This is a genomic window from Leifsonia sp. GW821-FHT13C09, assembly GCF_058806435.1.
In genome coordinates this window covers 1,333,409-1,345,181 of the sequence record NZ_JBXAPS010000001.1, presented here as the reverse complement: position 1 = coordinate 1,345,181, position 11,773 = coordinate 1,333,409, and the positions used below count along the sequence as shown (strand labels likewise).

General features: G+C 72.7%; 10 protein-coding genes. 5 read left to right on the top strand and 5 right to left on the bottom strand.

The genetic code is table 11. The features are described 5' to 3' along the window. Positions 1-10: 10 nt before the first annotated feature. Genes AC1ROW_RS06570 through AC1ROW_RS06550 form a run of 5 tightly spaced genes read right to left on the bottom strand, consistent with a single transcriptional unit; the run spans position 11 to position 5,726 of the window. The gene (locus AC1ROW_RS06570; protein WP_493018030.1) at positions 11-1,342 is read right to left on the bottom strand and encodes a DUF58 domain-containing protein; all 1,332 of its coding nucleotides are present in this window, start codon (positions 1,340-1,342) and stop codon (positions 11-13) included. Positions 1,343-1,352: 10 nt separating this feature from the next. Next, positions 1,353-2,378, bottom strand: coding sequence for an AAA family ATPase (locus tag AC1ROW_RS06565; protein WP_493018029.1), 1,026 nt, complete (start codon positions 2,376-2,378; stop codon positions 1,353-1,355). Next, complete coding sequence (locus AC1ROW_RS06560; protein WP_493018028.1) at positions 2,375-3,652, bottom strand: DUF4350 domain-containing protein; 1,278 nt, start codon at positions 3,650-3,652, stop codon at positions 2,375-2,377. The genes AC1ROW_RS06565 and AC1ROW_RS06560 overlap by 4 nt, the downstream gene beginning before the upstream one ends. Beyond that, positions 3,649-4,305, bottom strand: a complete 657-nt coding sequence (locus tag AC1ROW_RS06555) for a DUF4129 domain-containing protein (RefSeq protein ID WP_493018027.1) — start codon at positions 4,303-4,305, stop codon at positions 3,649-3,651. The genes AC1ROW_RS06560 and AC1ROW_RS06555 overlap by 4 nt, the downstream gene beginning before the upstream one ends. Positions 4,306-4,307: 2 nt before the next feature. Further along, positions 4,308-5,726 (bottom strand): DUF7847 domain-containing protein, encoded by a 1,419-nt coding sequence (locus AC1ROW_RS06550; RefSeq protein WP_493018026.1) that lies wholly within the window; start codon positions 5,724-5,726, stop codon positions 4,308-4,310. A 230-nt stretch (positions 5,727-5,956) separates the two neighbouring features. Between AC1ROW_RS06550 and mtrA the strand changes: the two genes are divergently transcribed. From mtrA to hpf, 5 genes are all read left to right on the top strand, one after another. Beyond that, positions 5,957-6,640, top strand: a complete 684-nt coding sequence (gene mtrA / locus AC1ROW_RS06545) for an MtrAB system response regulator MtrA (protein WP_179607562.1) — start codon at positions 5,957-5,959, stop codon at positions 6,638-6,640. 13 nt (positions 6,641-6,653) lie between these two features. Further along, positions 6,654-8,303: an MtrAB system histidine kinase MtrB gene (mtrB, locus tag AC1ROW_RS06540; RefSeq protein WP_493018025.1), complete on the top strand. Its 1,650-nt coding sequence runs from the start codon at positions 6,654-6,656 to the stop codon at positions 8,301-8,303. Continuing rightward, complete coding sequence (locus tag AC1ROW_RS06535) at positions 8,300-9,994, top strand: LpqB family beta-propeller domain-containing protein (protein ID WP_493018024.1); 1,695 nt, start codon at positions 8,300-8,302, stop codon at positions 9,992-9,994. The genes mtrB and AC1ROW_RS06535 overlap by 4 nt, the downstream gene beginning before the upstream one ends. Positions 9,995-10,152: 158 nt before the next feature. After that, positions 10,153-10,836 carry a ComF family protein gene (locus tag AC1ROW_RS06530; RefSeq protein WP_493018023.1) on the top strand — a complete coding sequence of 228 codons (684 nt, stop codon included), beginning with the start codon at positions 10,153-10,155 and terminating at the stop codon, positions 10,834-10,836. A gap of 165 nt (positions 10,837-11,001) precedes the next feature. Continuing rightward, complete coding sequence (gene hpf / locus AC1ROW_RS06525) at positions 11,002-11,703, top strand: ribosome hibernation-promoting factor, HPF/YfiA family (protein ID WP_493018022.1); 702 nt, start codon at positions 11,002-11,004, stop codon at positions 11,701-11,703. Positions 11,704-11,773: the final 70 nt, after the last annotated feature.

The following is an 11,773-nucleotide window of genomic DNA, read 5'->3' as shown; positions in this document are numbered from 1 at the left end:
CCGGCGGCGGTCAGAGCCGGCCGGCGGCCTTCAGGGCGAGGTAGCGGTCGGCGAGGGCGGGCGGGAGGTCGGCGGGGGACCCCGTGACCACCTCGCCGCCGAGGCGCCGCACCGCGGCCGACACGCGCGCCACGTCGAGCAGCGCCCGTTCGGCCGCCGCGGCCCGGTAGACGTCCTCTCGCCGAGTGCGCTGCGTCGTCGCGGACTCCGTGTCGGGGTCGGTCACGCTCGCCACCAGCACGACGTGCTTCCGGGTGAGCTGCGGCAGCACCGAGAGGAGGCCGCGGGAACCTCCCGGCGCGTCGAGCGACGTCAGCAGCACGACGAGCGAGCGCTGGCTCGTGAGCGCGCCGACCTGTGCGGGCACGGCCGACCAGTCCATCTCGATCAGGGCCGGCTCGATGCCCGCCATCGTGTCCACCATCCGGGAGAGCAGCTCGGCGCCCGCCGCCCCCTGGACCCGTCCGCGGACGACCCGGTCGTACGCGAGCAGGTCGACACGGTCGCCCGCGCGGGAGGCGAGCGCGGCGAGCAGCAGGGACGCCTCGAACGCGGTGTCGATGCGCGGCTCGTCCGCGATGCGCGCCGCCGAGGTGCGGGCGGTGTCGATCACCAGGACGACACGGCGGTCCCGCTCCGGCCGCCAGGTGCGGACCATCACCCGCGCGCCGCGGCCACCGGTCGGGTCGTGCCGCCGGGCGGTCGCCCGCCAGTCGATCGAGCGCACGTCGTCGCCGCGCACGTATTCGCGCAGCGAGTCGAACTCCGTGCCCTGGCCGCGCAGCATGACGCTCGTCTCGCCCTCCAGCTCGCGGAGGCGCGCCAGCCGGGACGGCAGGTGCTTGCGGGCGTTGAACGGCGGCAGCACGCGGATCCGGCCGGGGGCGGACAGCGTCGCCTGCCGCGCCCAAAGGCCGAGCGGGCCCCGGGCGCGCACGGTGACCTGCTCGACCCGGCGCTCGCCGCGCCGCCACGGCGTCAGCGTCACCACGACGCGGCGGCGCTCGCCCGGCGGGACATCGATCGCGGTCCGCGTCGGCGCGGCCCCGGCCGACGGCTCCCAGGCGTCGCGGAGCACGCCGTGCAGTGTGCGGGCGCCCGTGTTCGTCACGAACAGCTCGCTCGCGGCCTCCGCGCCGAGGCGCACGCGCATCGGCAGCTCCCGGCTCAGCCGCAGCCGGCGCGGGGAGGCGGCCAGCGCCAGGTCGACCGACCCCAGCGCCAGGCACAGCAGCACCCAGCCGCCCAACGCGGCATAGGCGAATCCCGCCTCGCCACCGAGGAGCACGACGGGGACGGCGCCCAGCGCGAGCAGGGCGACGAAACGTCCGGACACGGTCATCGGCGGAGGCCTAGATCGGGACCTGGACCTGCTGCACGATCGAGCGCAGCACGGCGTCGGCGCCCACGCCCTCCAGCTCCGCCTCCGGACGGAGCTGGATGCGGTGCCGCCAGACCGGCACAAGCATCGCCTGGACGTGGTCGGGCGTGATCGAGTCGTAGCCCGAGAGCCACGCCCACGCCTTGGCAGCAGCGAGCAGGGCGGTCGTGCCGCGGGGGCTGACGCCGAGCCGCACGGACGGGCTGCGCCGGGTGGCGCGGGCCAGGTCGACGATGTAGGCGAGCACGTCCGGGTTCGCGCCCACCGCGGCGGCAGCCGCGCGGGCGGACTCGAGCTGCCGGGCGTCGAGCACCGGTGTCACGCCCGCGCCGGCGAGGTCGCGCGGGTTGAACCCGGCCGCGTGGCGGCGCAGCACCTCCACCTCGGCCTCGCGTTCCGGCACGTCGAGCGTGAGCTTGAGCAGGAACCGGTCGAGCTGAGCCTCCGGGAGGGTGTATGTGCCTTCGTACTCGATCGGGTTCTGCGTGGCCGCGACGATGAACGGGTCGGGGAGCCGGCGGCTCACGCCGTCGACGCTGACCTGACGCTCCTCCATCGCCTCCAGCAGCGCGGATTGCGTCTTCGGCGGCGTGCGGTTGATCTCGTCCGCCAGCAGGATGTTCGTGAACACCGGGCCCTCGCGGAACACGAAACCGCCGGTCTGCGCGTCGTAGACGAGCGATCCGGTGACGTCGCCCGGCATCAGGTCAGGGGTGAACTGGATGCGCGTGGTCGACAGGCTCAGCGCCTGGCTGAGCGAGCGAACGAGCAGGGTCTTGGCGACTCCGGGCACCCCTTCCAGGAGGACGTGGCCGCGCGCGAGCAGCGCGATGATCAGGCCGGTCACCGCGCCGTCCTGGCCGACGACGGCCTTGCCGACCTCGGCGCGCACCCGCGCGAGCGCGTGCCGCAGATCGGGGGAGCCGGCGGCGGGCGGCGGCGTGGCGCCCTCCGGTGCTGCCGAGGCCGAGTGGGAGCCGGTCGTGAGGTCGGTCATGGTTCCATTCTTCCGGTCGTTCGTGGAGTGTGCGGCGAGACGGCGTCGGCCGTCGCACGTTCGAGCTCGGCCAGCCGGTCGGAGAGCTCGACGAGCTCCCGGTCGCTGGCCGGACGCTGTTCCAGCAGGAGGGAGAGGATGCCGGCGTGGTCGCGGCCGGTGACCGCGGCGACGGCGGCGGCGACCTCCTCGGTCGTGGCCACGCGCGGGAGGCCGACCTGGGTCGCCAGCCTGCCGATCGCTCCGATGCGCAGCGCGTCGGCGGCGCGCAGCCGCGCCGACGACCGCTGGTAGAGGCGGGCGCGACCTTCCCGGGTCTCGCCGGCGCGCACGACGACGGGAAGGTGCTCGACCACGAGGGGCCCGAAGCGGCGTCCGCGCCAGACGGCGGCGGCGACGAACACGAGCACCAGCAGCAGGAGGACCGGTGTCACCCAGCCGGGAGTCAGCGTCGCCAGGTCGGCCGGCCCGGTGACCGGCCGGTCGAGCAGACCGGGCAGATACCACACCAGTGTGCGGTGCTCGCCGAGGAGGCCGAGTCCGAGCGCGGCGTTGCCGAGCCGATCGACCCCGTCGTTCATGAGGGTGGCAGCCGATCCGAGCAGATAGACGGTACGCCCGTCGTAGGTCGTGCGCACCAGGGACGCGCGGCCTCCGGAGGCCGGGAAGCACGCGGTGGCGTCGCCGGTGGCGCGGAAGCTGCCCGGCGACGCGACGTTCTTGGTGTTGTCCGTGCTGCGCGGGTCGATCCGGACGGCGCGCCGGGCGACGGGGAGGTCGCACCCGGCGGCCGCCGTGGAGCCGGGGTCGCCCGCCGCGTGCACACCGGGGGCGAGGGCCTGCAGCGCCGCGAAGTCGGGCTCGACCAGCACGATCGTGCTCGCGATCGAGCTGAGTTGTTCGTAGCCCTCACGGGCGAGGTTGGCCGCTGGGTCGTAGACGAGGACGGTGGTGTCGTCTCCGGCGGCGGCGCGCACCTGGTCGAGCGTGCCGGCCGTCCGCACGGTCACACCCTGCTGGCCGAGCACCTGCGCGAGAGCTTTGCCGCCCACCGGGCCCGGGTTGGCGGCGCTCAGCGGGTCGCCGCCGATGCTTCCGCCGCCGTTGAGCAGCGCCCCGCCCAGCCCGATGATCGCGGCGATGACGGCGACGACGAGCCACGGGACGGCGCGGCGCGCGGTGCGACGGACGGTGGGGGAGACGGCCGGTGCGTCCGCCTCGGCGGTTCCGGACGCCGGCGGGCGCTCGGCCTCTGGTGCGATCGCTCCGGTCATGCGGGGGTTCCGGTCGTCCGTTCGGCGGCCTCCTGGACCGGCCGCAGCCGCTGGAGCCGCCCGTCCAGGTCGAGGAGGTGCCGATAGCCCGCTTCGGAGCCGGGGCGGTCGAGGTAGCGCACCTCGTCGAAGGTCCGCGCGGCCTGGCGCAGCTCGGCCGCCTCGGCGGGCGCCGCGCGGGAGGCCCGGGCGGCGAACTCGGTCGCGGTGGTGCCGGGACGGACCTCCACCAGGGTGCGCTCGTCGAGGGCGGCCGCGATGGCGCGGAACTGCTCCTCGATCGCGAGCGGCCAGTCCGCCGCCCGCGCGGCGTCGGCTGCCGACCGCCGCAGCTCGTCAGCGGAACGCGCGTCGCCGGCGCCGAACAGCGCGCGCGGGGCAGAGGCGGCGCGCCGGTTGACCCGAGGCCGGCCGAACACGAGGAACGCGGCCACGATGATGGCCGCGACGATCAGCACGATCACGATGAGCAGTACGGGCGAGGCGCTCCCGGCCGGACCGTTCAACAGCGACGCCAGCCAGTCCTGCACCGCCTTGGAAGCGATGTCGAACCAGGTCGGCTTCGCCGCCTGGTACTCCGGCTTGGCGAGCTCGTTGCGGATCCAATCCTGCGCCTGCGGCGAGCTCGGATCGACCGGGATGTCGAGGCGCACGCTCAGGTGCCGGGCCAGGCCGTAGTCGGGGCGGCTGCGCTCGGCCCCGGCTGCGTGAACGGGTCCGGCAGCTCCTGACCGGTCTGCCGGGCCTCGACGAAGCGGGCGAGCTCGAGGTCGAGACCCTCCTTGCGCATCCGCAGGTCGATGTAGATCAGGCTGACGGCGCCCCACTGCACGACGCTGCCGATAGCGCCCACGATCGCGCCGACGACCGTCGACAGCGCATTGACGCCGAGCTGGCCGATCAGGATCTGGCTGAACGAGTTCGGGTCCGTCGTGCTGAGCGAGGTCGGCGCGAAGATGCCGCCCAGCATTCCCCCGATGATCGCGAACGGGACGGAGATGACTTGGGTCACGGCCCAGATGATCAGCCAGAGCAGGACGAGCACGCCGAACGTGCGCCAGAAGTAGCCGGTGGTGAGCCGCCAGGAGCGCGCGACGGCGGCGCGGAGCGGAAGCCGCTCGATGACGAGGGCGCTCGGCACGATCGAGAGCTTGGTGTAGAGCCAGATGAAGACGGCCAACAGGCCGAGGCTGCCGCCGATTCCCACGAGCACCGCGCCGACGACGCCGGCGGTGCCGCCGAGCATCGCGAGCGCGACGATGACCGAGACCACCAGCGCGAGGGCGACCAGCCAGAACAGCGACCACAGGAACGTCCAGCCCACCAGCGCGCCGAACCGGGGGCGGATGAGCCGCCAGAGCGTGCGCAGGTTCAGCTTCTCGCCGAGGGTCTCGCGCGACACCTCGGCGACGATCACACCCTGGAGCAGCGCGCCGATGATCCCCGAGATGACGATGACCAGGACTCCGAGCACGATGCTGCCGCCCACCGCACCCGCGGAGATCGTGCCGCGATCGGCGGCGCTCGCCGTCTCGACCCGCGAGAAGAGGAGGTAGATGCCGCCGTAGAGGATGGCAGAGACGAAGATCGCGGGGATGCCCTGGAGCAGGAGCGCCGCGCCGACGGTGATCTTCGGATTGCGGCGCAGCGCCTGGAACGGGGCGCCGAGGAGGGTGCCGAACGACAGCGGCCGCAGCGGGATGAGCCCCGGCTTCGGCGGCGGCGTCCAGCCGGGCTGCGCGCTCGCGACCCCGTACGGCTGCTGCTGCTGCCAGGCTTGCTGTTGATAGGCCTGCTGCTGGTAGTCGTACTGCGGGTAGCCCTGCTGCTGCGGGTAGCCCTGCTGCTGCGGGTAGCCCTGCTGCTGCGGATACCCCTGCTGCTGCGGATACCCCTGCTGCTGCGGCTGTCCCGGGTCCTGCGGCTGCCACGGCGCATACTCCCCGTACCGCGGCTGCTCCGGCTCGGGCCCGCCCGCCTGCTGCCCCGCAGGCGCGGAGCCGTCGGCCTCGGTTGCCCGGCCGTCCGGCTCCCCGGACTCCCCGGGTGCCCGCCAGCTCTGGTCGTCGCTCACGCCGTGCCTCTCATCCCCCGTCTGGTGCAGTGCTCCCATGCTGGCACATCGACCGTGCGAGCGATGCCCCGTCCATAGGGCACGTGGAGAACCCCGTTCTCCACAGTCTCGACGTGCCCACAGCCCGCGTCGGGCCGGCATACAAGGCTCGTGCAGCGTCCTCGACTACGCTTGACCCGTTACTTCCGCGGCGCGCGCCGCCCGAGAGGGGTTCAGGGGATTCTTCGGACATGACTAGTCGCATCCTGGTGGTCGACGACGACACCGCCCTCGCCGAGATGATCGGCATCGTGCTCCGCACCGAGGGATTCGACCCCGTGTTCTGCGAGGACGGCGCCCAGGCGCTCGACATCTTCCGCGCCGCCAAGCCCGACCTCGTCCTCCTCGACCTGATGCTGCCGGGACTCGACGGCATCGAGGTGTGCGGCCGCATCCGCGCCGAGTCCGGCACGCCCGTCATCATGCTGACCGCCAAGTCCGACACCGCCGACGTCGTCAAAGGCCTGGAGTCCGGCGCCGACGACTACATGGTCAAGCCGTTCAACCCCAAGGAGCTGGTCGCGCGCATCCGCACCCGGCTGCGCCCCGCCCCGACCAGCCCGCCCGCCGAGCAGCTGCGCGTCGGGGACCTGGTCGTCGACGTGGCCGGCCACGAGGTGCGGCGCGGCGACTCCCGCATCGCGCTCACCCCGCTCGAGTTCGACCTCCTGCTCGCCCTGGCGTCCAAGCCGCAACAGGTCTTCACCCGCGAGATGCTGCTCGAGCAGGTCTGGGGCTACCACTACAAGGCGGACACCCGGCTGGTGAACGTGCACGTCCAGCGCCTGCGCGCCAAGGTGGAGCAGGACCCGGACAACCCGAAGATCGTCATGACCGTGCGCGGGGTCGGCTACCGCGCCGGCGCGGCGACCTGACCGGGATTCCGCGATGCGCTTCCGGTGGCCGGACAGGGAGTGGTGGCGGCAGCTGCCCTCCGACCTGGCGCGCCTCTGGAGACGCTCGCTGCAGTTGCGCACAGTCGCGATCACACTCCTGCTGACCGGCGTAGCCATCCTCGTCACGGGCGTCTACATGGCGCTCAGCATCAGCAACGACCTCTACCAGTCCCGCCTCGACCAGGCGCTCCGGGACTCCAGCCGGGCCACGACCGCCGCCCAGTCGACGCTCAACGCGTCCGACATCTCGTCGGGGGACGGCGGCAAGAACCTGCTCAACTCCACGCTGCAGTCCGTTCAGGCCTCCACCTCCAGCCGGCTGATCGCGGCCTACCGCGTCCCCGGCCAGGACACCAGCGTGCTCGCACCGCCCGACCGCGGCAGCCCGGCGCTCAACCCGGTGATCTCGCCCCAGCTCCGGACGGCGGTGGAGAACGGCGGGACCAAGCAGTTCTACCAGTCGGTCGCGCTGCCGGCGACCGCCGACTCCACGGACCCCGGGATCGTGGTCGGCACCCAGCTCACGTTGCCGTCGTACGGCCGTTACGAGCTCTACATCGGCTACAACCTGCGCGACTCGCAGAACACCCTGCTGTTCGTCCAGAACACCCTGCTGCTCGCCGGGCTGGCGCTCATCGTCCTCATCGGCGCGATCACCTGGCTGATCGTGCGCTTCGTGGTCGAGCCGATCCGGGTCGCCGCGCGGACCAGCGAACGGCTCGCCGCCGGTGACCTCGCGGTGCGCATCCCGGAGAAAGGCGAGGACGTGTTCGCGTCGCTCGCCCGCTCGTTCAACGGGATGGCGGACAGCATGCAGAGCCAGATCAACCAGCTCGCGACGCTGTCCCAACTACAGCAGCGGTTCGTGTCGGACGTCTCGCACGAGCTGCGGACTCCGCTGACCACGATCCGGCTGGCGGGCGATGTCATCTACGACCAGCGCGGCTCGTTCCCGCCCGCGACCTCCCGCACGGCCGAGCTGCTGCACACCCAGATCGAGCGGTTCGATCGGCTGCTCTCCGATCTGCTGGAGATCAGCCGGTACGACGCCGGGTCCGTCGCGCTCGACCCGGAGCCCACCAACCTGGTGCGGCTGGCCGAGGAGGTCGTCGACGAGCTCCGCACGCTCGCCGAGCAGAACGGCTCCGAGCTCCGGCTGGAGGCGCCCGGGGGTTATTTCGACGTGGGCATGGACCCGCGGCGCATCCGGCGCGTCGTGCGCAACCTCATTGGCAACGCGATCGAGCACGGCGAGGGCGCACCGGTGGTGGTCACGGTCGACAGCAACGAGACCGCGGTGGCGCTCGCGGTCCGCGACTATGGCATTGGCATGAGTCAGCAGGACGTGAACCACGTGTTCGACCGGTTCTGGCGCGCGGACCCGTCCCGCAAGCGCACTCTCGGCGGGACGGGCCTCGGCCTCGCGATCTCGCTGGAGGACGCCACGCTGCACTCGGGCTGGCTCCAGGTCTGGTCGATGCCCGGGCAGGGCTCGTGCTTCCGGCTGACCCTCCCGCGGTTCACGGGCAAGGGCATCATCGCCTCGCCGCTCCCGCTGCCTCCCGTCGACGCCGGGACGAAGCCGGCGCGTCCGGAGGCTCCCACCGCTGCGCCCCGGCCGGAGAGCGAGGCCCGCGCATGATCCGGAGGACGTCCCGCCGCCTCGGCGCCGCGCTCGCCGTGGCGCTCGCGCTGGTGCTGGCAGCGTGCGCGAGCATCCCGGACGCGGGCCCCGTGCGCCAGGGCGGTCCCGTCGCCCAGGTCAACGACCAGCTCGACCTCGACTTCAACCCGTCGCCGCCCGAGAACGGCGCGACCCCGCAGCGGATCGTGCAGGGCTTCATCGACGCGGCCTCCAGCCCGAAGAACAACTTCGGCATCGCCCGGGAGTACCTCACCCGGTCTATGGCGTCCTCCTGGAACCCGGACGAGTCTGTCACCGTGGACGACGGCCGCAGCCGCACCTTCGACCACAACGGGAACCAGTGGTCGGTGGACGTCAGCCCGGTCGCCAACGTGGACAGCGCAGGCAGCTACCACCCGGTGGCGAGCAAGGCGCCGGTCGGTCTCAGCTACGAGGTGACCAAAGAGGACGGGCAGTGGCGCATCTCGGTGGCGCCCGCCGGCGTGGTCATCGACGACCCGACCTTCCGCGCCGTCTACAGCCAGCAGACGCTCTACTTCTACAACGCGGACTACTCCTACCTCGTGCCGGACGCCCGCTGGTTCCCCGCCCGCGTCGCGACGGCGGCGACGCGCGTGGCGAGCGCCGTCCTCGCCGGGCCGGCGAAATGGCTCGCCGGGGCTGTGACGAGCGCCTTCCCCGAGGGGACGCAGCTCGCGGTGCCGTCCGTCACGACGTCGAACGGCACCGCGCACGTCGACCTGAGCTCGGAGGCGAGCCAGGCGAATCAGCTCCAGCTGCAGAGGATGCAGCTCCAGCTCCAGCAGAGCCTCGGCTCGCTGGCGTCGTCGGTGCAGCTCTCGATCGAGGGGAATCAGCAGCAGGTGCCGCCGCTCCCGGACGGAGCGGTCCCGCAGCAGGACCCGCCGGTGGACTCGCACGCCGTGGTCTATCGGGGGGAGTCGTTCGGCCTCCTCAACGGCTCGACCATCTCGCCGCTGAGCGGGCTCAGCGACAAGGTCGTGGCGCTGGCTCCCTCCGCGGCGACGGTGAACGCGGCTCGGGACGAGGTCGCGGTGCTGTCCCACGGCGCCGCCGTGCTCGTGCGGAAGTCCGGCGATCCGGTGCACGTCGACATCCGTCCCGGCCTCATCGCCCCGGCGCTGGACAACCAGGGCTGGTTGTGGAGCGTGCCGGCGGCGTCCCCGGACGCGCTGCAGGTCGCGGGCGCCAACGGCCAGCCACACGCTGTGAAGGTGGCCTGGCCGGGCGCGGTCGGCATCGTCGCGCTGGCGGTCTCCCGGGACGGGACGAGAGTGGTGGCGATCCTGCGCACGGCGTCCGGCTACGCGGTGGTCGCGGCGGGCGTCGTGCGGGGGGCGGACGGCCTGCCGACGTCGATCACCGCGCCGATCGAGCTCACGGTCGGCGATGGCACCCCGGCGTCGATCGCGTGGACGGGCGAGCTCACGGTCGTGGTGCTCAGCTCGACCAGCGGCGACGCGACCGGGATCGCCGAGCAGACCATCGGCGGCACCACCTCGACCAGCCCGGGCCCGACGGCCGGGCAGACGATCGTGGGAGCCGGCGGCCTCTCGCGGTACCTGGTGCTCGCCGGGGACGGGACGCTGCAGGCGCCCACCGGCAGCGGCTGGCAGACGCAGACGGACAAGGTCGGCGCGGTCGCGGTCCAGCTCGGGCAGCCCTGATCGTCGCGGCCGGTCCGTCCTCCATAGCGCCGATCTCCTCCACGGCGCTGATTTCCTCCACAGCGCCGATCTCCTCCACAGCGGAGGGCGCCCGGCGACTTGTCCACGGATCGCGCCGGCGCGGCCCGGCCGCGGGCGGTCGCGACGAGGCTGGACGCATGACGATCACCGACGCACCCCACCGCTCCGACCTCCGCTCGATCATCCGCGACGCCGTCCTGGACGCCGCCGCAGTGCTGCTCCCGGTGAGCTGCACCGGATGCTCGGCCCCCGACAGGTCGCTCTGCGCCGACTGCACGCGCGCCCTCGAACCGGAGGTGCGCTCCCATACCGTCCGAGGGGTCGAGGTGTGGTCCGGGCTGGACTACGACGATGTGCCGCGCACGGTGCTCCTCGCGTACAAGGACGGCGGCCGGGTGGACGCGGCGCCCGCCCTGGCACGGGCGTTGCGGCCGGCGCTCGCCGCAGCGGCCGGCTCGCGTGGACGCGCCACCGTGCCCGTCCTCATCCCGTCGACGCGCGCGGCGTGGCGGCGGCGCGGCTACCACCCGACCGGGATGGTGCTCACGCGCTCCCGGGCGCTCGCGCCGCCGCTGTGGCGGGCACTCCGGCTCACCCGGCAGACGGCCGATCAGGCGGCGCTCGGGAGCGCGGAGCGCGCGGACAATCGCGCGGCGAGCATGGTCGCGTCGCGGCGCTTGCGCGGGGAGAGCTGCGTGATCGTCGACGACATCGTGACGAGCGGGGCGACGATCGCCGAGGCCGCCCGAGCGATCGTGGCGGCCGGCGGCACGGTGCGCGGGGCCGCTGCCATCGCCAGGACGCCGCGCCGCCGCGCATGACCGGTCCCACGCGGCATCGCCCAGCGGACGTCCAGCGGACTCGTGGAATTCACCCGCCGATCACGGTTCCGTAACGCGCGGGGGAGCACTACGGTAGTCGAAAAGGCGCGAGCGATCCGCCCTTCGTGATCCGGGCGGACGGCACGCCGGATCAGGGAGGTCTCCATGGACATCAACATCGTCGGACGCAACCTGGGAATCACTGATCGCTTCCGTGAATACGCGACCGAGAAGGCAGACAAGGTCGCGCATCTCGCCGAGCGGGCGATCTCCTTCGAGATCAAGGTCAGCAGGCACAACGAGAAGCTGGGATCCCAGAACGGCGACGACCGGGTCGAACTGACCCTGGTCGGACCGCGAGCCGTGGTCCGGTCGGAAGCGACCGGAACGGACAAGTACGCCGCGTTCGACATCGCGCTCGGGAAGCTCCTCGAACGCGTCAGGAGGGCCAAGGACAGGCGCAAGGTGCATCGCGGGCAGCATCGGCCGACCTCACTGCGCGAGGCGAGCACGGACGGCTTCAGCGCGGTCGGCCTCGCGGCGGCCCCGGTGTCGGTGCTCGACCAGGTGCGCACGGGCAACGTGCCAGCCGTCTCCGAGGAGACGGAGGAGGGCGCTGAGGCCGAGGAGGAGTACAGCCCCGTCGTGATCCGTCAGAAGGTCTTCGCGAGCATCCCGATGACCGTCGACGATGCCCTCTATTACATGGAACTCGTCGGCCACGACTTCTACCTGTTCGTGGACCAGGAGACGAAGCGGCCGAGCGTCGTCTACCGCCGTAAAGGCTGGGACTACGGCGTGATCGCCCTCGACGACGACGCCGAGGAGCTGCAGGAGGTCGCGACAGCGAGCCGCAAGCTCGGCTGAGCCCGTCGCAAGCGCGCCGATGGCGTGCGCCCGGGCGGCGCACGCCATCGGCTTTTTCGCTGCCCACCGC